This is a genomic window from Ruegeria sp. H7 (genome assembly GCF_056532945.1).
This window is the reverse complement of the sequence record NZ_JBQFNZ010000007.1, coordinates 151361-170637: the sequence shown is the minus strand read 5'-3', so window position 1 is coordinate 170637 and position 19277 is coordinate 151361. Positions and strand designations below refer to the sequence as shown.

Sequence of the window (19277 nt, the reverse complement as noted above, 5' to 3'; positions counted from 1 at the left end):
CGGGGGCGACCGTGTTCCGGATTTTGATTGCCTGCCTTCTGGCTGCAACGCTGACAGGCTGCGCGGTGTCCGACCGTCCGCAGGCAGATCAGGCCGAGATTGTCGCCCGGTCTTACCGTGACCCGGGGCCGTCTACCCTGACGCTGTATACGATGATCAATACGCGCACCGGTTCCGGCGCGCACACATCCTTGATGATCGGCGGCAGCGAGCGGGTGATCTTTGATCCTGCCGGGTCGTTTCGCGCGGACGTGGTGCCGATCAAAGACGACGTTCTTTATGGGATCACTCCGGCGGTCGAGCAAGCCTACCGCAGCTCACACGCGCGCGAATCCCATTATGCGCGGATCCAAACGATTCGGGTGAGCCCTCAGCAGGCCGAAATCGCGCTGCAGCTGGCCAAGCAAAGCGGTCCGGTTGCAGGCGCGTTCTGCGCAAACTCAACCGCCCGGATATTGCAGCAAGTGCCGGGGTTCGAGCAGATCGACGTCACGTTCTACCCGGTGAAGCTCTCGGATCAGTTTGGACAATTGCCCGGTGTCGTGACGGAAGAATACCGCGAGAATGACGATGCCGATTTGCAAAAAGGTCTGGCCGCGAACAATGCGCGCCTGAACCAGTTGGATGCGACGTCAACCCAATAGGAACAGCAACCCATAAAGGGTTGCCGCGCCGGTGAAAATCGCGGCAAGGACGTTTTTCGTCAGAACTCCGACCGATAATGCAACAGCGGCGGCCGCCATGCGCGGGATGTCGGGTTGGCCTTCGGTTGCCGTGGGCCAGACGACCAGTGGCGCAATCAGGGCCGGAATGATGGCAACCGCTGTGTAGCGCAGGTGCCGCAACAGCCACGGTGGCATCGGACGGTCGCCAACCAGCCCGATAAAGGCAAAGCGCAGGGCAAAGCTGCCGACGGCCAGCCCGACGATGATGGTCCAGATGGTGACCGGATCGACCTGAGTCATGGTGTCTTCCGCTCCAGCATCAGTTCGGTTTGCGCCCCGGCCACCATCCCTGCCGCTCCGGCGATCAGCAAACCCAGATTGAACGGGACGGCAACCGTCAGCAGCGCGACGACAATCGCAACCAGCGCGGCGACCACATGCGCCAGCGTCCGCATCATCGGGCCCACCATGGCCAGAAAGGTGATCGGCAGCGCAAAATCCAGTGCCCAGCTTTCAGGGATTTGTGCCCCAAGAACCGCACCCAGATAGGTGGTGAGCATCCAAAGCGGCGTGATCGGCGTGACCGACCCGAAGAAATACGCCATGCGCTGAGGCACGGTCATCCGGGGTTCTTTTTCGAACCGCACCACCGAGCAGGCATAGGACTGATCCACGATCAAATAGGCTGCGCAGGCCCTCTGCCACAGGGGCGCCGCCCCCAAATAAGGGGTGAGCGAGGCCGAATACATCGCCACCCGCAGGTTTACCGCCAATGCGGAGGCCAGAATGATGATGGTCGGTGCGTTGTCCTGCAGCAACTGCAGGGCCGCAAACTGTGCGGCGCCTGCAAAAACCGTGATCGAGAAGGCCATTGTCTGAACGATGTCCAGCCCGGCCTCGGTCGCGAAAACGCCGAACAGGGTCCCGAAGGGCATCGCCACGAAGATGAACGGCGTCCCGTCGCGAAAACCCTTCCAGAAGTATGACTTGGATGTGGCGGTTGCCATGGCTAAATCCTATGGTGTCCGCAGAAGAAGTAGCGGTCTTGGGAAAGGGTTGCAATTGGCCACGGAACTGGATGTCACGGACTACATCATCGCCCCAGACCCCGGCGCGGCCCGCCTGACCCGCGCGGTGGAAGGCGTGGACCAGAATGGCGAGGTCAGCCAAATCTCGGTGGTCGAGGAGCGCCCGCTGACGATATTCCTGAATTCGCAGGAAATCGTCACGGCGATGACAATCGGCGACTACCCGGAATATCTGGCACTGGGATTCCTGCGCAATCAGGGCATGTTGCTGGCCGATGACCAGATCACGCGGGTGGACTATGACGACGATCTGGAAACCGTCGTGGTCCGCACGGCGCGTGAGACCTCCTACGAGGACAAGCTGAAGAAAAAGACCCGCACCAGCGGCTGCGCCGTGGGCACCGTGTTTGGCGACATGATGGAGGGGTTGGAGGACGTGCGCCTGCCGCAGGTTCAGGTGCGCACCTCATGGCTCTATGATCTGGCCGCCAAGATCAACCGTACGCCATCCCTGTATCTTGAGGCCGGGGCGATCCATGGCACCGTGCTGTGCCGCGAGAACCGCCCGCTGGTTTATATGGAGGATGTGGGCCGCCACAACGCGGTCGACAAGATCGCAGGCTGGATGCTGTCCGAGGGTAAGGCGGCGGAGGACAAGATCCTTTACACCACCGGGCGGCTGACGTCCGAGATGGTGATCAAAACAGCGATGATGGGCATCCCGGTTCTGGCCTCACGGTCCGGTTTCACCGCCTGGGGCGTCGAGATCGCGCGCGAGGTCGGCCTGACCCTGATCGGCCGGATGCGCGGCCAGCGGTTTGTGTGCCTCTCGGGTGAGGACCGGCTGGTACGCGACGTAGACCCGGCCAGCGTCGCGGTAGAGGACAGGAAACATCGACGGAAAAGTGCGGGGTGAACATTGACATACAATTTCCATTTGTCGGAACAAATAGACGACAAAACTCTTATTAGAGCCATGGGCCCTTGCAGGCAAAATTATAGCGGGAAAGGAGCTTATTGGGGCTACTTGGCTTTGGATGCATCAAGAGGAATTTTGGCTGTTGTTGGCGGAATTGTTGTTGCTTTCATAGTGTTTCGTGCGCTTGGTACTCTACCTCTTACACAAGGTCTTTTTGCACCTGTTTCCGGAGGGGTGATTGGAGCTGGAGTACTCTATTTTGCGGAACGTTCTTCCAAAAGGCTGAAAGTCCGACAGATGCTGGCCTCGCCGATTTACAGCGGTGGAACTGACTTTATGTTCTCGCCAGAAGGTTTGGATATGCGGTCACCTCACGTAACTTGGAATGTGTCTTGGCATGCTGTTGAGCAAGTCGTCGAAGATAGGGCGGGGTTTTTCTTTTACGCAGGTGCCTTCGTGTATGTTCTGCCCAAAAAACTGTTGAGTACAGAAGAGGCTAAGACCTTCCCAAAAACAGTCGAAAACTGGCGTTCTACGGAGAAGACAAATTGATCCGCCCCCTCGGCGTTATCCTCGCAGGCGGTCTAGCAACCCGCATGGGGGGTGGTGACAAGGGCCTGTTGGAAATCGGGGGGCAAAGCCTGTTATCTCATGTTATCGAGCGGCTGTCTCCGCAGGTCGATCATCTTGCCCTCAACGCCAATGGCGACCCCAAACGGTTCGCTGATCTGAACTTGCCGGTCCTGCCGGACACGATCGAGGGTTTTGCCGGTCCATTGGCGGGCGTTCTGGCCGGGCTCGATTGGGCGGCCGAGCAGGGCGCGGACAGTATCGTGACAGCCGCCGCAGATACGCCCTTTTTCCCACGCGATCTGGTGGATCGGTTGACCGCCACAGCGCAGGGGCAGACGCATCCGCTGGTGTTGGCGACGACGCCGCGCACGGGTGAGGAGGCGTTGAAATCCGGCGGCGGCAAGCGGGTGAACCGGCACCCGACTTTTGGCCTCTGGCCGGTGGCGCTGCGCGATGATCTGCGTGCGGCGTTGAACGATGGGCTGCGTAAGGTCGTGCTGTGGACCGATCAGCACAACGGGCGCGAGGCGTTGTTTCCGGCTGACCCCTTTGATCCGTTCTTCAACGTCAATACGCCCGACGATCTGGCGCTGGCCCGAAAACTGTTGGAGCAGGCATGAGGGTTTACGGCGTCACCGGTTGGAAAAACGCGGGCAAAACCGGGTTGATGGAGCGGCTGGTGGCCGAGGTCACCGGGCGCGGGTTCACCGTTTCAACCGTCAAACATGCGCATCATTCCTTTGATGTCGACCAGCCCGGGCGCGACAGTCACCGTCACCGAATGGCGGGCGCCAGCGAGGTGCTGCTGGCCTCGGGCCAGCGCGTGGCCCTGATGCAGGAATTGCGCGGCGCGCCGGAACCTTCGCTGGAGGCTCTGCTGGCGCGTCTGTCGCCGGTCGATCTGGTGCTGATCGAAGGCTACAAACGCGAGCGTCACCCCAAGGTCGAAGCCTTCCGCGCTGAGCCAGGCAATGATCTGATCGCGACCCGAGACGACACGATCCGCGCGGTTGCCAGCGATACGCCTCTGGACCTGGATCGCCCTGTTTTCGACCTGAACGACACAAAGGCAATTGCGGATTTCATCCTGTCCGAGGTCGGTTTGTGAGCCTTTTCAACAGCTTTGCGATGGTGGACTGGTCGGGTGGTAACGATACCGGACCGCGCCCGCGCAAAGACGCGATCTGGGCTTGTGTGGTGCGCGAGGATGCCGTGCAGGCGCTGGACTATTTGCGCAACCGTCAGGTCGCCGAGGACTGGTTGCGCAGGCTGATCGAGACCGAACTGGCCGAAGGTCGCCGCTTGCTCCTGGGCTTTGATTTTCCCTTTGGCTACCCCAATGGCTTTGCCAAGGCGGTTACGGGGACAAGTGACCCCTTGGCTTTGTGGGATTGGTTCGGGGCGCAGATCCAGGATTCTCCGACCGCCAACAACCGCTTCGATCTGGCGGGGCGGATCAACCGTCGGTTTGGCGGCAAAGGTCCGTTCTGGATGAACGCCCTGCGGCGCGAGGTTGATGGATTGCCGCGCACCAAACAGGACTATCACAACCCGTTCCCGGATCGCCGCATTGTTGAGACGCGGGCCAAAGGCAGTTTCACCTGTTGGCAGATGGCCGGGGCGGGCGCGGTGGGCGGTCAGGTGATGATGGGCCTGCCGGTTCTGAACCGTTTGCGGCACGCTTATGCGGGCAAGATCGCCGTCTGGCCGTTTCAACCGCTGGACAGGCCCGTGGCTTTTGTCGAGATATGGCCCTCGCTCAAGTTGGGGAAGGCTCCGCCGGATCGGATCAAGGATGCATGGCAGGTTGAACAGGTCGCATTGACACTGTCGCGCTTGACGGATCAGGAATTGGCAGAGCAATTGACTGTCACGGCCCCAGAGGAGGGGTGGATTTTGGGTGTACCGCAAAACAAACCGACCATAGCGCCGCCGCCATTGCGGAACGATTGTTTCGCCTTGCCCGCGGGCGTGAACTGGACCCCGGTGGATGAGGCATTGGCGCTGTTGCGGGATCGGTTGCGACCGGTAACGGGGGCTGAGACGGTGCCCTTGGCGCAGTCTATGGGTCGGGTTCTGGCCGAGGATGTAGTGGCAAAACGCTCGAACCCACCGCAACCCAATACGGCGGTGGACGGCTATGGCTTTGCAGGTCCCGCCGCAGACGGCGCGCAGGTGATGCCCCTGACCGAGGGCCGCGCGGCTGCGGGCATCCCCTTTGACGGGTCCGTGCCTGCGGGCCATGCGCTGCGCATTCTGACCGGTGCTGCGTTGCCCGAAGGTGTTGATACCGTTGTTCTGGAAGAGGATGTGACCGTTCAGGACGGCTTTATCGCCTTTCACGGGCCCATAAAAAAGGGCGCAAACACCCGCCGCGCTGGCGAGGATGTTGCGCAGGGTGACACCGCCTTGCCCGCCGGGCGCAGGGTGACACCGGCGGATATGGCGCTGCTGTCCGCCGTCGGTATCGCCGAGGTTCCCGTTCGCAAACCCCTGCGCGTCGCGGTTCTGTCCACCGGTGATGAACTGGTCGAGCCGGGCGATGCTGTGGGTGCGGGTCAGATTTTCGATGCGAACCGCCCGATGTTGCTGTCCTTGTTGGAGCGGATGGGGTTTGAGCCCTTTGATATGGGTCGCGTGGCAGACGACCGCGATGTGTTGCGCGCGCGGCTGGATGAGGCGGCAGAACAGGCCGATGCCATCCTGACCAGTGGCGGCGCATCGGCGGGGGATGAGGATCACGTCTCGGCCCTGTTGCGCGAAGCGGGCGCGATGCAGGAATGGCGGATTGCGCTGAAACCCGGACGCCCCCTGGCGCTGGGCATGTGGTCGGACACGCCGGTCTTTGGCTTGCCCGGCAACCCCGTGGCCGCGATGGTCTGCACGTTGATCTTCGCCCGCCCGGCTTTGTGCCTGATGACGGGCGAGGGCTGGATCGATCCGCAAGGCTTCGACGTGCCCGCCGCGTTTGAGAAGCGCAAGAAACCCGGTCGCCGCGAATACCTGCGCGCGCGCCTGCGCGAGGGCAAGGTCGAGGTCTTTCACTCGGAAGGGTCGGGCCGGATCAGCGGGCTCAGCTGGGCCGAGGGGCTGGTCGAAATCGAAGACGGCGCACGGCACATCCAGCCGGGCGATCCGGTGCGGTTCATTCCCTACGGCAGTTTCGGGCTATGACCGTAATCGTCTCGCAAGGATTTACCGAGGCGGAACGATCCAAGGCCGCAGCCCTGTTCTGGCAGGCATTTGCAGCCAAACTGCACAAGGTCATGGGCCCCGATGACAAGGGGCTGGCCTTTTTCGAACGCGCGCTGGCCCCGGACTTTGCATTGGTCGCGCGGGATTCGTCTGGCCGGTTGCTGGGCCTTGCGGGGTTCAAGACGACCGAGGGCGGGTTGGCGGGCGGAAGTCTGTCGGACCTCGCGCGCGTTTATGGCTGGTTTGGCGCGCTGTGGCGCGGCATGGTGCTGAGCGTGCTGGAGCGGGACCTGAAACCCGGCGTGTTTCAGATGGACGGCATCTTTGTTGCCGCCGAGGCGCGCGGGCAGGGCGTCGGGACGATGCTATTATCCGCGATCAAGGACGAGGCGCGTAGCCGGGGCATGGCCGAGGTGCAGTTGGACGTGATCGACACGAACCCGCGCGCGCAGGCTTTGTATGAACGCGAAGGTTTCAGGCCGGTGGGTTATGAGAAAACGGGACCGTTCCGCCATCTGTTCGGGTTCAGCAGTGCCACCAAGATGAGCTGGGCGGTCACGCCCGCCTAGTCGAAAGTCCCCGCAACGCGGCCCACCAGCATGAAGGCCCGTGCCGTTCTGGTATCGCCAAGCGCGGTCAGTTCCGCGTCGCTGGCATCAGGTTCAAACTCGACAATCATGTTGTCGAAGCGCCGCAGGAAGTGATGGGCGGCATCCCGGAAGATCGGGTCCTGTTTCATTCGCGCGGCGGTCAGCGCCAGCGAAGACCGGTCCCGGATCCCGCCCAGGGCTGCAACGGACCGCCCGCGCGCGCCTTGGGCAAATTGCCGCCAGATTTCGGGCCGCGCCATGTCGGGGCGCAGGTCGTCCATATAGATGCCCTCCTGGCTGAGCAGGGTCAGAACATCCTGAGAGGCCTGCACCAGTTGTGCGGTTTTCCGATCTTTCAACGCCATTCGCAAGGCGTTGAACCCTTCGGTGTCTTTCTCGGTCTCGGGGAAATTCAGGGCGCGGATAAAGGTATCGGTTGTCAGTGGCGGCGCGATGTCTTCGGCGGTGGTGCCAAGCGCCAAAGATGTCTGATCGCCCGGAGCCAGCGTGGGCTGGCCGCCCGACGCAGGCTCTCGCCGTTTGGTCGAAAAGGTGGCCAGCGCATCCTCGGCCTTTTTCGTGGCAGCGGCGATTTCGTCCAGTTTCTTGGCAACCGCAGGCTCAACGGAACTGGCCGCCCGCTGCTGTTGCAGGACATAGGCTTGTCGGATCGCGTCAATCGCTGTCTGCAACCGCGCGCTTTCCTCGCGCATCACGCGGCTGGCCCGCATCGCTGTGGCCGCAACCCAGATCATCGCCACCGGCATGAACACCGCAAGGAAGGTCACGATGAACCCGCTGCCTTCGTTCTGGTCGGGCAGCACCAGAAACACAACCGACACCACCAGCCAGATGACGCTGAGCACACCTGCGGCGATTTCGATCGAGGTCACGCCCGTCCGCTCGGGGCGATCATAGATGCCCAGAGAGGTTGGCCGTTCGGTTTCCTGGTCAGGTTGGGTCCCCGACATATCAGACGCTCCGGTCAGGCGTATTCGATGCTCAGAACTTCGTAAGACCGCACACCACCGGGGGTGCGAACCTCGACACTGTCGCCTTCGTCCTTGCCGATCAGGGCGCGGGCCATGGGCGATTTGATATTCAGCAGGCCGTTTTCGATATTGGCCTCATACTCTCCGACGATCTGCCAGGTCTTTTCTTCGTCGGTATCTTCATCGACCAGCGTGACCTTGGCGCCGAACTTGATCGCACCGGACAATTTGGCAGGGTCGATCACGTCGGCCAGCGACAGGATGCCTTCCAGTTCCTTGATACGGCCTTCGATAAAGCCCTGTTTTTCGCGGGCCGAGTGGTATTCGGCGTTTTCCTTCAAATCACCCAGTTCCCGCGCCGAAGCGATGGCTTCGATGATCGCCGGACGCTCGACGGATTTGAGGTTTTTCAGCTCTGCTGCCAGCGCGGCATTGCCCGCAGGCGTCATTGGAATCTTTTCCATAGTCTTGTGGTCCACGCATAAATTGAGCCGCCCCGCCGCAGGGAAAGCGTCGGGGCGAATGATGGGTCGTTCAGTACCTGACCCAAATGGGGCGTGAATTGCAAGAGGCCAAGGGGCAGTCAGCGTTCGATTCGCGACTTAGCGCCGTTCAGGCGGAACCGGTTCGCGCCTGTGACGGTGATCAGGGGGCTTGTTGCGCCGCCAGCGGCGCGAAGGGGTGCAAAGCCACAGCATATCAATCATATTGCACCACTTCGAACTCGATGCCGTTGTCATCGTCGAAATAGAACCGTCTGCCCGGTTCGTAATCGGCGTGGTTATGCGGTGTGAACCCGGCCTCGCGCACCTTGGCTTCGGTGACGTCGATGTCTTCGACCAGAACGCCCACGTGATTGAGCCCGCCGACGATGTCATAGCTGCTTTCGCCTGCGGGTTTCGGGTCACTGGGCGCATAAAGCGCCAGATAGGTGTGCTGGCTGCCGACATGAACGGTATAGCCGCCCGCGATGGCGGGGCCTTCCCAGCGGGTCTTCCAGCCAAAGACCTTTTGCATCCAAGCCGCCGAGGCCTGCGGGTCGCGGACGGTGAAATTGGTGTGTTCAAGCGTCGCCATCATGGGATCTCCTTTGCGAATTTGTTGCTTGTCACGACTCAGCGTAATTACTAAACCTAACTTTAGGTCAAGATATTTTTTGCGAGGGTTCTATGGCGGTTTCCGAAGGGCTGGCAATTGGCGCATTGGCCCGGCGCACGGGGTTGGCGGTGTCAGCCATCCGGTATTACGAGGCGCAGGGCCTGATCGCACCCTGGCGCAACGCAGGCGGGCAGCGGCGCTATCAGCGGGCCGATATAAGACGGCTGAGCTTTGTGATGATTGCGCAGCAGTTCGGCCTGACCCTGCCGGAAATTCGCGAGGTTCTGTCCGGCCTGCCCGGCAACCGCACGCCCACGCCGCAGGACTGGAAGGATATCAGCATCACCCTGCGCGCCCGGCTGGATCAGCGAATCGATACTCTGATGCGGTTGCGCGACAATCTGGACGGGTGCATCGGCTGTGGCTGCCTCAGCCTGCCGAAATGCGCGCTTTACAATCCTGATGACCGGGCCAAGTCCCATGGTAGCGGTCCCAGATACCTGATGGGGGACGCTCCGGATACATAACTGCCGCATTGCAGCAATGTTACGCCGTGTTTTGATTGACCAAGGTCTTTCGGACCGGGTAATCACCCGTGAAACAAAATTGCGCAGACCACGCAGTGAAAGCGCCAATTCGGAAAGTTAGCTAAGGAGCCCGCGATGGCCGAGATTGAACGCGAAGCGATGGAATACGACGTAGTGATCGTGGGCGCTGGCCCTGCGGGTCTGTCTGCGGCCATCCGTCTGAAACAGCTTGATGCCGACCTGAACGTTGTTGTTCTGGAAAAAGGCTCGGAAGTGGGTGCGCATATCCTGTCGGGTGCGGTGCTTGACCCTTGCGGGCTGGACGCGCTGATCCCGGACTGGAAGGAAAAAGGCGCGCCACTGAACGTGCCGGTGCATGAAGACAATTTCTACATGCTGGGAGAGGCTGGTCAGATCCGCATCCCCAACTTCCCGATGCCGCCGCTGATGAACAACCACGGCAACTACATCGTGTCGATGGGCAATATCTGCCGCTGGATGGCCGAGCAGGCCGAGGAGCTGGGCGTGGAAATCTTCCCCGGCATGGCCTGTTCCGAGCTGGTCTATGGCGACAATGGCGAAGTCAAAGGCGTGGTCGCCGGTGTCTTTGGTCTGGAAGCGGATGGCTCTTATGGTCCGAACACCGAGCCGGGCATGGAACTGCACGGCAAATATGTCTTCCTGTCGGAAGGTGTGCGCGGTTCGCTGTCCAAGGAAGTCATCGCCAAATACGACCTGCAGGCCGGTAAGGAAGTGCAGAAATACGGCGTCGGCATGAAAGAGATCTGGGAGATCGATCCGGCCAAGCACAAGGAAGGCAGCGTCACCCACACCATGGGCTGGCCTTTGGGCAGCAACGCAGGTGGCGGTTCCTTCATCTATCATCTTGAAAACAATCAGGTCTATGTCGGTTTCGTGGTTCACCTGAACTACAAGAACCCGCACCTGTACCCCTACATGGAATTCCAGCGCTTCAAGCATCACCCGATGGTGGCCGAGCTGCTGAAAGGCGGCAAGCGCGTCGCTTACGGTGCCCGTGCGATCACCGAGGGCGGCTATCAGTCGATGCCCAAGCTGGTCGCGCCGGGTGTGGCGCTGCTGGGCTGTTCGGCGGGTATGGTCAACGTGCCGCGCATCAAGGGCAACCACAACGCCATGCTGTCGGGCAAAGCCGCAGCCGAAGCGGCGTTCGACGCCATCAAGGCCGACCGTTCGGGGGATGAGCTGACCGCTTATGAGACCGACGTGCGCGATGGTGCCATCGGCAGCGACCTGAAGAAGGTGCGCAACGTCAAGCCGATGTGGTCGAAATGGGGTCTGACCGCCTCGCTGATGCTGGGCGGTCTGGATATGTGGACCAACACGCTGGGCTTTTCGCTGTTCGGCACGCTGGGCCACGGCAAGAACGATGCGGATTCCACCGAAGATGCCAGCAAGCACAAGCCCATCGATTATCCCAAACCCGATGGCACGCTGTCCTTTGACCGCCTGACCAACGTGTCCTTCGCGGCCACCAACCACGAGGAAGCCCAGCCTTGCCACCTGCGCCTGGCCGACCCCGAGATCCCGGTGAAGGTCAACCTGCCCAAGTTCGACGAACCGGCGCAGCGCTACTGCCCCGCGGGCGTGTACGAGATGGTCGAGGATGAAAACGGTCCGCGATTCGTCATCAACTTCCAGAACTGCGTCCATTGCAAAACCTGCGACATCAAGGATCCCAGCCAGAACATCACCTGGACCACGCCGCAGGGTGGGGATGGCCCGAACTATCCCAACATGTAAGCAAAAAGATGGGCACTGGCAGGGTCGTGAAGGCTCTGCCATTGCCTCTTGCTGGCCAAGGCCCTAGCTTATCGCCCAGTCAATGACAGCAAGGCAGGCTTTTGGTGATTTCCATTGTTCGTCGCACGGTATTGGCCGTGTTGCTCTCTTCTTCCGTTGCGGTTCCGGTGTCTGCGGATACAGGCGCAGGCTCTTATCTGGCTGGGCGTCAGGCGATCTATGAAAGCGATTATGCGGCGGCCGAGAAATACTATGCTCAGGCACTGAAATTCGACCCCCAGAACGCGCTGCTTCTGGAAAGCGTTGTCGTCGCACGGCTTGCGCTGGGTGAGATCGAGCGCGCCTTGCCCGTTGCGCAGTCAATTGAAGAGGCGAACCTGCCCAGTCAGGCTGCGCGGATGGTGGTCGCCGCCAACCTGATCGCCGATGATAATCTGGCCGAACTGTTGGCCCGCGATCCTGAAACTCAGGGTGTTGGGCCATTGGTCGATGGTTTGATGATGTCCTGGGCCTATCTGGGTCAGGGTGAGATGACCAAAGCGATGGAGCAGTTCGATACAGTCTCGACCCAAAACGGATTGCGTGAGTTTGCGTTTTACCACAAAGCCATGGCGCTGGCCTCGATCGGGGATTTCGAAGGGGCCGAGGCGATTTTTGCGGAAAATGACGGTGCAATCGCGCAATTCTCGCGCCGTGCTGCGATGGCGCGGGTCGAGGTCTTGTCACAACTGGACCGCAACGCCGACGCATTGGCGTTTCTGGACGACGTCTTTGCGGCGGGCAGCGATCCGTCCATCGAAGACTACATCAGCCGTCTGACAGCCGGTGAGACCTTGCCCTTCACCCATGTGCAATCCGCGCGTGATGGGATGGCCGAGGTGTTTTTCTCGGTCGGGGCGGCGCTGAATGCCGAAGCATCGCCCGACTATGTCTTGCTTTACGCGCGCATGGCCAGTTTCCTGCGTCCCGATCACGTCGATGCCATTCTGCTGAGTGCCGAGTTGCTGGACGAACTGAACCAATACGATCTGGCGGTGGATGCCTATCGTCAGGTGCCCGCAGACAGCAATGATCATCACGCCGCTGAACTGGGTCGGGCCGAGGTTCTGGGCCGGTCGGGTAAAACGGATGCCGCCATCGAAGTGCTGCAGAATCTGGCCGCGCAAAAGCCCGACCTGCCGGGCGTTCATGTCGCGCTGGCGGATATTCAGCGCCGGGAAGAGAATTACGCGGCGGCGGTAGACTCCTACGACACGGCCATTGACCTGACTGAAACCGAATCCAGCGGCAACTGGTTCCTGCACTATGCCCGTGGGATCTCGCACGAGCGTCTCAAGCGATGGGATCAGGCCGAGGCCGATTTCCGGCGCGCGTTGGAATTGAACCCCGATCAGCCGCAAGTGTTGAACTATCTCGGCTACTCGCTGGTCGAACGGCGCGAAAAGCTGGACGAGGCGCTGGACATGATCGAACGCGCCGTGGCTGCGCGCCCGGACAGCGGCTATATCGTCGACAGTCTGGGTTGGGTCCTGTTCCGTCTTGGCCGCTATGACGAAGCGGTCGAGCATATGGAGCGTGCCGTTGAACTGATGCCGGTCGATCCGGTGGTCAATGACCATCTGGGCGATGTCTACTGGGCCGTTGGCCGCGCCCGCGAGGCCGAGTTTCAGTGGAAACGGGCGCTGTCGTTCATCGACGCCGAAGATACCGACAGCGAGGCCGATCCCGAACGCATCCGCCGCAAGCTTGAGGTTGGGCTGGATGTGGTTCTGGCCGAGGAAGGCGCTGATCCATTGAAGGTCGCCAATGGCAACTGAGGCCTTCGCGCCCGCCAAAATCAATCTGACCCTGCATGTCACCGGCCAGCGCGCGGATGGCTATCATCTGCTCGATTCCCTTGTGGCTTTCGCGGATGTGGGGGATCAGTTGGAATTTGCGCCGGGGCCTGACCTGTCGATCTCGGTTGCCGGAGAGCATGCGACAGGCGTTCCCATCGACAATCGCAACCTGATCTGGAAAGCGGCCGAGGCTGTGGGGTGGACGGGCCATGTTTCGTTGAACAAGGTCCTGCCGCATGGCGGCGGGATCGGCGGTGGCTCATCTGACGCCGCGGCCATGCTGCGCCATGCGGCGGGTCAGGGCATCGAAATCCCCTCGGACCTGCCAGTCTCGCTTGGTGCAGATATTCCGGTTTGCATGGTTGCCCAAGCGTCCCGGATGCGCGGGATTGGCGAGCAGGTTGCGCCGATGGTCCTGCCTGTGTTGCCTGCATTGCTGGTGAATCCCGGCGTTGAAGTCCCAACGGGGTCTGTTTTCAAGGCCATGGGCACCCGCGACAATCCAGGGATGCCGGATGATATTCCTGCGTTTGGCGACATTGGGGCGTGCGCCTATTGGTTGTCCGCCCAGCGAAACGATCTGCAAGGTCCCGCTGTGGCCATTGCCCCACAAATCGGGCGGGTGCTAGAGGAATTGGCGGCCACGCGCGATGTGTTGCTGACGCGAATGTCCGGCTCAGGCTCGACCTGCTTTGCGCTTTTTCCGTCGATGAAGGCGGCCCATTTCGCAGCCTATGAGATCGGTGCGGCCCATCCCGATTGGTGGTGCCGCGCGACCCGGCTTAGTTAAGCCGCGACACCACGTAATCGGCCAGATCGCGCAGCAGGGTGCGAACCTCGTGATCCGGCAACGCGTCCAGCGAAGCCTTGGCCTTGTTGGCCCATCCCAACGCATCCTGGCGGGTAGCTTCAAGCGTCTGGTACTTGTCCATCAGGCCAAGCGCATGGTCCAGATCGCCGTCTTGCTGGCGGCCCTTTTCAATGGTGCGCTCCCAGAAAGCACGCTCATCCGCTGTGGCTTGTGCGACTGCTTTGATCACCGGCAGGGTCAGCTTCCGCTCGCGGAAATCGTCGCCGATATTCTTGCCGGTTGTTTTGCTGTCGCCCTGATAATCCAGCAGATCGTCGGCAATCTGGAAGGCGATACCCAGCGCATCGCCATAGTCGAACAAGGCCTGCACCTGCGGGTCCGAGGCCCCGGCGATGACGCCACCTACCTCGGTCGCGGCTGAAAACAGCGCCGCTGTCTTGCCGCGCACGACCTGCAGGTAAACACCCTCATCGGTGCCCAGATCGGTGGCGGCGGTCATTTGCAGTACTTCACCTTCGGCAATCGTGGCCGAAGCGTTGGCCAGAATGTCCAGAACGCGCAGCGATCCGGTTTCGACCATCAACTGAAAGCTGCGAGAGAACAGATAATCGCCCACCAAAACGCTGGACTTATTATCCCAAAGCAGGTTGGCCGTGGGCCGCCCGCGTCGCTGGGCGCTTTCGTCGACCACATCGTCATGCAACAGGGTCGCGGTGTGAATGAACTCGACCGTCGCGGCCAAACGCACATGATGCTCGCCCGTGTACCCAAACAACCGCGCTGCCGCCAATGTCAGCATCGGGCGCAGACGTTTGCCGCCCGCTTCGACCAGATGCGCGGTGACCTCGGGGATGCGGGGCGCGTGCTCTGATGCCATCCGCGTCTGGATCAGCGTATTCACCGCCTCCATCTCAGCGCTCAGAATTTCGGCGAGCCGCTCATGCGGTTTCGAGATTGTGCTGACGTCCATCACACTCCTGATACAAGGCTCGACTTCTGTCCTGCCTTGCCCTTACATCCATCCCCATGAAAGAACTATTGCGCAGCACCGATCCGACAATCCTGGCCTTTGCATCCGCTCTTCTTGAAGGCGAGGATATAGACTGCTTTCAGATGGACGTAAATATGAGCATCCTCGAAGGTGGCATTGGAATCTTCCCCCGTCGCCTGATGGTGCGGGCCGATGACCTGACCCGCGCCGAACGGGTGATGCGCGACAATGAGATCCCGCTGGGGCGATGACAGGTTTCGCCGACCATGAACTAAGCCGGAACGATTTTCTGGGTGGTCGGGTGCGCCTTTGGCAGCCGACAAAAGGCTATCGCGCCGGTGTAGACCCTGTTTTGCTGGCCGCTTCGGTACCTGCAACCAGTGGCCAATCGGTGTTGGAGCTTGGATGCGGGGCAGGGGCTACGATCCTGTGTCTGGCCGCGCGGGTGCCTGGTTTGCAGATGTGCGGGGTCGAACTGCAACCGGCCTATGCGGATTTGGCCCGCCGCAATGCCGCCGATAACAATATCGTGCTGGATGTGGTGATATCCGATCTGACGGCACTTCCGGCAGAACTGAAGCAACGACAATTCGACCATGTGATCGCGAATCCGCCCTATTACCGCGCCGGTGCCCATAGCCCGGCCACAGATACCGGGCGCAGCGTGGCCTTGGGCGAGGAAACGCCCCTGGATGATTGGATCGACGTGGCAGCCAGACGGCTGGCTCCGCGTGGCTATCTGCACATGATCCAAAAGGCCGACCGCCTGCCCGATATGTTGACGGCCTGTCAGGACCGGCTTGGGTCGGTCGAGGCGTTGCCGCTTGCGGCACGCGCGGGCCGCGAGGCTGAGTTGGTGATTTTGCGCGCCCGCAAAGGGGGACGGGCCGCATTTCGCCTGCATGCACCGTTGATCTTGCATATGGGCGCGCGGCACGAAAAGGACGGGGAAAGCTATACCCCGGATGTTTCCGCGGCCCTTCGGGACGGGGCTGCGTTGGGTCCGTTTCACAGCCTTAGGCAATGACCAGCCGAATTTGTCGGATTTATTACAGAATCTGTGCGTCTGCAGCGTGACAGGGTGGAAACGATGTGATCAACTTCTTACGTGACATATACACTCGCAACCAAGGAGGATCGCCATGAGCGTGAGCGCACATCTGACGGAACTGAAGAAGAAGCACGAATCTCTCGGTCTCGAAGTGGAACAAGCCCAACGCTCGCCAGGCATCGATGATCTCCATATCGCCCAGCTCAAGAAGCAAAAACTAAAGCTAAAGGAAGAGATCGAGCGCCTGTCAACTTAACCTTTCAGGCTGGCGCGTGCCGCTATCAACGCACCGCCGGTGATCAGTAAAGCCGCGATCGCCAATGTCCATGTCGGCATGGCGATCCCGGCAAGTACCAAAACCACGGTGGACAACAAGGGCGCCGCGTATGAGCTGGTTCCCAGCATTTGTATGTCGCCCTGTTTGACCCCGATATCCCACACGTAAAACGCCAGCCCCACCGGCCCCAGACCAAGGGCCAGGGTTGATGCCCAGCCAAGCGTCGTATCCGGCCAGACGGTTGTTTCCAGCGCAAAGTGCAAAGCCCATGACGCAATGGCGGTCAGTACGCAGAAGACCGCAACCGAACTTGTCGGCGTTTCGCCCAGTCTGCGGGACAGAACCGAATAACCCGACCAAGTCAGCGCGCAGAGGAAGGCCAGCGCGTATCCGGGCAGGTGGTCGATTTGAAAGCCAGCGCTGCCGCCGCCGGTGATGATCAGCGCGGCCCCGGCAAAGCCCAGACAGGCCCCGATCAGATGGCCGGCGCGCAAATGCTCGCCGGGAAGCAGCCCCGAGAACAGAACGATCAGCAAGGGCCAGAGATAGGCGATCAGCCCCGCCTCGGCCGCAGGGGCCATGCGCAGGGCCGAGAAATACAGCGCGTGATAGCCGAACAGGCCCACCGTGCCGAAAGCGTAGATCTTCCAACTGATGCTGCGCAATTTGGAAAAGCCGCCTGACCGCCATGTCCATATCAACCCCAGGGACCCGCCGATGCTGAAGCATATGGCGTTCAGCAACAAAGGCGGCGTTGGGGCCGAGCCAACCGTGAACAGCGCCAGAAGGGCCCAAAGCAGGACGGCGATAAATCCGATGGCAGTGGCGCGATTTCTGGTCATTTCGGGGATACGTCTTCTACAGGAATGATCGTGAATTCATCCGAGATATGGGCGGTCTTTTCAATCTCGGCCGCGAACCAATCGCGGAATGCAGCGATCTGTGGCCGGTTTTCCGCACCGGGCAGGCACAGAAACCGGAACCGCCCCTTGGTTTCAATGGCGGTTTTGAACGGCGCGACCAGCCGGCCTTCGGTCATGTCCTTGATGATCATCGCGCGCCGACCCAAGGCAACACCGACCCCCGCCACCGCCGCATCAATCGCGTGATCCGCGTTCGAGAAATGCGCGCCATGGGTCGGCGTGAAATCAACACCAACCGCCCGAAACCAGGTGGGCCAGTCGGCGGGCGGCTTGAGAAACGCGATTGAATCGTCATGGATCAGCGGCGCATCGCGCAGGCTTTCAGGCGTCGTGAATTGCTCGGCCAGCTCCGGCGTCATGACCGGGGTCAGCCATTCCTTGCGCACGGGCAGGCAATACAAGCCGTCATCCTGGCCATAGCCAAAGCGGATTGCGACATCCACATCGTCCCGCTCAAGATCCATATTGCGCAAGGTGGCCGAGAATCTCAGGTCGATCTCCGGATGGGCGCGGGCAAAGTCATAAAGGCGTGGGGCCAGCCATTTCGCCGTCAGGGCAGGCCCAGCCGTGACCGTAAGCGTGGTGTTGTCCTGCAATCTGCGCGTCGCGGCCCATGCGGATTTGAGCGCGGCAAAGCCTTCGGCCGCGCCGGGGGCCAGCGCTTTGCCAGCTTCGGTCAGTTCCACCGCGCGGTTCAGACGTTTGAACAGGGGGTGGCCCAGATGCTCCTCCAGCGATTTGATCTGGAAGGACAGCGCAGCGGGGGTCACGTTCAACTCATCCGCTGCCTTGGCAAAAGACATATGGCGCGCGGCGGCGTCAAAGGCCCGCAAGGCGGTAAGAGGGGGAAGCCTGTCGCTCATGTCGCTTAAGAATTTCTTGTCCGAACCGTCGAAAACTCTCGTTTGTACGTTTTGAAATCAAACGCCATGTTGTAGGCAAGTCAAGTTCAGCTTTAGCCAAGGGGATATGCCATGATCGAGATGACGACAAACCCGTCTGTTCAGGATGCGATCCGTCGCGCGCATGAAGAACGCAGCAAGATGGTCCATCAGGTCTGGGGTTGGCTATTCGGTTCCCGCTGACCGCAGCGCGCGCGGGCTTACGGGATAAAGAAGGGCCGGCCCAAAAGGACCGGCCCGATTTTGTTGCACTGCTTCGGGTTTAGACGAAGAACTGCGCGCCGTTTGCCGAGATGGTCGAGCCGTTGATGAACTGAGACTCGTCTGAGGCCAGGAAGGCCACGCAGCGGGCAATCTCTTCCGGCTCACCCAGACGGCCAGCAGGGATCTGGCTGATGATCGATTCACGCACCTTCTCGGGTACCGCCATCACCATTTCGGTTGCAATATAACCGGGGCAGATCGCGTTGGCGGTGATGCCTGCGCGTGCACCTTCCTGCGCCAGCGATTTCACGATGCCCAGATCACCCGCTTTGGTCGCGGCATAGTTCACCTGCGCGAACTGGCCTTTCTGACCGTTGATCGAGCTGATGACGATCACGCGGCCAAATTTGCGCTCGCGCATGCCGGGCCAGACGGGGTGAACAGTGTTGAACACGCCGGTCAGGTTGGTGTCGATGACCTGATGCCACTGCTCGGGCGTCATTTTGTGGAACGGTGCGTCCTTGGTGATACCCGCGTTGGCCACAACGATGTCGATCGGGCCAACCTCGGCCTCGACTTTTTCGATGCCCGCTTTGGACTCGTCATAGTCGGCGACGTTCCACTTGTAAGTGGCGATGCCGGTTTCTTCGGTGAACTTCGCGGCGGCTTCATCGTTTCCTGCATAGGTGGCCGCAACATTGTACCCTTCGGCCTTGAGCGCCTTGGAAATTGCTGCGCCGATGCCGCGAGAGCCGCCGGTTACGAGTGCTGTACGTGCCATTTAGGAATCCTCCAAATTTAGTCGTCTTGGTAATTCTGTTACTCTGAGGGAGATTGGTGCGCAATATCGTTTCGTGATCGTTTTCGACTTTCTGTTTGGCGATATTGTCGCATCTAACGGATATGCTTCG

At 60.7% G+C, this 19277-nt stretch carries 23 protein-coding genes; 14 read left to right on the top strand and 9 right to left on the bottom strand.

The window, feature by feature from the left end; all coding sequences use genetic code 11:
- Nucleotides 1-11 precede the first annotated feature (11 nt).
- On the top strand, nucleotides 12-644 hold the full coding sequence (locus ACR0AC_RS15810; RefSeq protein WP_480874680.1) for a hypothetical protein: 633 nt from the start codon (nucleotides 12-14) through the stop codon (nucleotides 642-644).
- Here ACR0AC_RS15810 and ACR0AC_RS15805 read toward each other — a convergent pair.
- Nucleotides 633-965, bottom strand: a complete 333-nt coding sequence (locus ACR0AC_RS15805) for an AzlD domain-containing protein (protein ID WP_170522163.1) — start codon at nucleotides 963-965, stop codon at nucleotides 633-635. The genes ACR0AC_RS15810 and ACR0AC_RS15805 overlap by 12 nt on opposite strands.
- On the bottom strand, nucleotides 962-1672 hold the full coding sequence (locus tag ACR0AC_RS15800; protein ID WP_480874676.1) for an AzlC family ABC transporter permease: 711 nt from the start codon (nucleotides 1670-1672) through the stop codon (nucleotides 962-964). The genes ACR0AC_RS15805 and ACR0AC_RS15800 overlap by 4 nt, the downstream gene beginning before the upstream one ends.
- On the opposite strand from ACR0AC_RS15800, the gene ACR0AC_RS15795 reads away from it, so the two are divergent.
- The 6 genes from ACR0AC_RS15795 to ACR0AC_RS15770 all read left to right on the top strand — a co-directional run bounded on the left by ACR0AC_RS15795 (nucleotide 1671) and on the right by ACR0AC_RS15770 (nucleotide 6949).
- Nucleotides 1671-2609, top strand: a complete 939-nt coding sequence (locus ACR0AC_RS15795; protein WP_480627027.1) for a formate dehydrogenase accessory sulfurtransferase FdhD — start codon at nucleotides 1671-1673, stop codon at nucleotides 2607-2609. The two genes, ACR0AC_RS15800 and ACR0AC_RS15795, sit on opposite strands and share 2 nt — an antisense overlap.
- A 111-nt stretch (nucleotides 2610-2720) precedes the next feature.
- Entirely contained in the window at nucleotides 2721-3164 is a 444-nt protein-coding gene (locus tag ACR0AC_RS15790; RefSeq protein ID WP_170453174.1) for a YcxB family protein, read from the top strand.
- Entirely contained in the window at nucleotides 3161-3805 is a 645-nt protein-coding gene (mobA, locus tag ACR0AC_RS15785; protein ID WP_480627025.1) for a molybdenum cofactor guanylyltransferase MobA, read from the top strand. The genes ACR0AC_RS15790 and mobA overlap by 4 nt, the downstream gene beginning before the upstream one ends.
- Complete coding sequence (mobB, locus tag ACR0AC_RS15780; RefSeq protein ID WP_170453172.1) at nucleotides 3802-4293, top strand: molybdopterin-guanine dinucleotide biosynthesis protein B; 492 nt, start codon at nucleotides 3802-3804, stop codon at nucleotides 4291-4293. The genes mobA and mobB overlap by 4 nt, the downstream gene beginning before the upstream one ends.
- Nucleotides 4290-6359, top strand: coding sequence for a molybdopterin-binding protein (locus ACR0AC_RS15775; protein ID WP_480874672.1), 2070 nt, complete (start codon nucleotides 4290-4292; stop codon nucleotides 6357-6359). Before mobB ends, ACR0AC_RS15775 begins: the two co-directional genes overlap by 4 nt.
- Nucleotides 6356-6949 carry a GNAT family N-acetyltransferase gene (locus ACR0AC_RS15770; RefSeq protein WP_480874670.1) on the top strand — a complete coding sequence of 198 codons (594 nt, stop codon included), beginning with the start codon at nucleotides 6356-6358 and terminating at the stop codon, nucleotides 6947-6949. The genes ACR0AC_RS15775 and ACR0AC_RS15770 overlap by 4 nt, the downstream gene beginning before the upstream one ends.
- Here the strand turns inward: ACR0AC_RS15770 and ACR0AC_RS15765 are convergent.
- The 3 genes from ACR0AC_RS15765 to ACR0AC_RS15755 all read right to left on the bottom strand — a co-directional run bounded on the left by ACR0AC_RS15765 (nucleotide 6946) and on the right by ACR0AC_RS15755 (nucleotide 9042).
- Nucleotides 6946-7941 carry a hypothetical protein gene (locus ACR0AC_RS15765; RefSeq protein WP_170522174.1) on the bottom strand — a complete coding sequence of 332 codons (996 nt, stop codon included), beginning with the start codon at nucleotides 7939-7941 and terminating at the stop codon, nucleotides 6946-6948. The two genes, ACR0AC_RS15770 and ACR0AC_RS15765, sit on opposite strands and share 4 nt — an antisense overlap.
- A gap of 14 nt (nucleotides 7942-7955) precedes the next feature.
- Nucleotides 7956-8426: a transcription elongation factor GreA gene (gene greA, locus ACR0AC_RS15760; RefSeq protein WP_170453169.1), complete on the bottom strand. Its 471-nt coding sequence runs from the start codon at nucleotides 8424-8426 to the stop codon at nucleotides 7956-7958.
- Nucleotides 8427-8661: 235 nt separating this feature from the next.
- Nucleotides 8662-9042, bottom strand: a complete 381-nt coding sequence (locus ACR0AC_RS15755) for a VOC family protein (RefSeq protein WP_170453168.1) — start codon at nucleotides 9040-9042, stop codon at nucleotides 8662-8664.
- 89 nt (nucleotides 9043-9131) lie between these two features.
- Here ACR0AC_RS15755 and soxR point away from each other — a divergent pair, with 89 nt between their 5' ends.
- From soxR to ACR0AC_RS15735, 4 genes are all read left to right on the top strand, one after another.
- Complete coding sequence (gene soxR / locus ACR0AC_RS15750; protein ID WP_170453167.1) at nucleotides 9132-9587, top strand: redox-sensitive transcriptional activator SoxR; 456 nt, start codon at nucleotides 9132-9134, stop codon at nucleotides 9585-9587.
- A gap of 135 nt (nucleotides 9588-9722) precedes the next feature.
- On the top strand, nucleotides 9723-11369 hold the full coding sequence (locus ACR0AC_RS15745; RefSeq protein ID WP_170453166.1) for an electron transfer flavoprotein-ubiquinone oxidoreductase: 1647 nt from the start codon (nucleotides 9723-9725) through the stop codon (nucleotides 11367-11369).
- A gap of 101 nt (nucleotides 11370-11470) precedes the next feature.
- Nucleotides 11471-13186, top strand: a complete 1716-nt coding sequence (locus ACR0AC_RS15740; RefSeq protein ID WP_480627021.1) for a tetratricopeptide repeat protein — start codon at nucleotides 11471-11473, stop codon at nucleotides 13184-13186.
- Nucleotides 13176-13997: a 4-(cytidine 5'-diphospho)-2-C-methyl-D-erythritol kinase gene (locus ACR0AC_RS15735; protein WP_480874665.1), complete on the top strand. Its 822-nt coding sequence runs from the start codon at nucleotides 13176-13178 to the stop codon at nucleotides 13995-13997. Before ACR0AC_RS15740 ends, ACR0AC_RS15735 begins: the two co-directional genes overlap by 11 nt.
- Here ACR0AC_RS15735 and ACR0AC_RS15730 read toward each other — a convergent pair.
- Entirely contained in the window at nucleotides 13990-14988 is a 999-nt protein-coding gene (locus tag ACR0AC_RS15730; protein ID WP_170453163.1) for a polyprenyl synthetase family protein, read from the bottom strand. The genes ACR0AC_RS15735 and ACR0AC_RS15730 overlap by 8 nt on opposite strands.
- 56 nt (nucleotides 14989-15044) lie before the next feature.
- Here ACR0AC_RS15730 and ACR0AC_RS15725 point away from each other — a divergent pair, with 56 nt between their 5' ends.
- The 3 genes from ACR0AC_RS15725 to ACR0AC_RS15715 all read left to right on the top strand — a co-directional run bounded on the left by ACR0AC_RS15725 (nucleotide 15045) and on the right by ACR0AC_RS15715 (nucleotide 16316).
- Nucleotides 15045-15260 carry a putative signal transducing protein gene (locus tag ACR0AC_RS15725; RefSeq protein WP_037316655.1) on the top strand — a complete coding sequence of 72 codons (216 nt, stop codon included), beginning with the start codon at nucleotides 15045-15047 and terminating at the stop codon, nucleotides 15258-15260.
- Nucleotides 15257-16036: a methyltransferase gene (locus tag ACR0AC_RS15720; RefSeq protein ID WP_170453162.1), complete on the top strand. Its 780-nt coding sequence runs from the start codon at nucleotides 15257-15259 to the stop codon at nucleotides 16034-16036. Before ACR0AC_RS15725 ends, ACR0AC_RS15720 begins: the two co-directional genes overlap by 4 nt.
- Before the next feature lie 115 nt (nucleotides 16037-16151).
- On the top strand, nucleotides 16152-16316 hold the full coding sequence (locus tag ACR0AC_RS15715; protein WP_170453161.1) for a DUF465 domain-containing protein: 165 nt from the start codon (nucleotides 16152-16154) through the stop codon (nucleotides 16314-16316).
- Here the strand turns inward: ACR0AC_RS15715 and yddG are convergent.
- From yddG to phbB, 3 genes are all read right to left on the bottom strand, one after another.
- Complete coding sequence (gene yddG / locus ACR0AC_RS15710; protein ID WP_480874662.1) at nucleotides 16313-17179, bottom strand: aromatic amino acid exporter YddG; 867 nt, start codon at nucleotides 17177-17179, stop codon at nucleotides 16313-16315. The genes ACR0AC_RS15715 and yddG overlap by 4 nt on opposite strands.
- Entirely contained in the window at nucleotides 17176-18123 is a 948-nt protein-coding gene (locus tag ACR0AC_RS15705; RefSeq protein WP_170453159.1) for a transcriptional regulator GcvA, read from the bottom strand. The genes yddG and ACR0AC_RS15705 overlap by 4 nt, the downstream gene beginning before the upstream one ends.
- 301 nt (nucleotides 18124-18424) lie before the next feature.
- A complete protein-coding gene (phbB, locus tag ACR0AC_RS15700) occupies nucleotides 18425-19147 on the bottom strand; it encodes an acetoacetyl-CoA reductase (RefSeq protein WP_170453158.1) in 723 nt (240 codons plus the stop codon).
- Nucleotides 19148-19277: the final 130 nt, after the last annotated feature.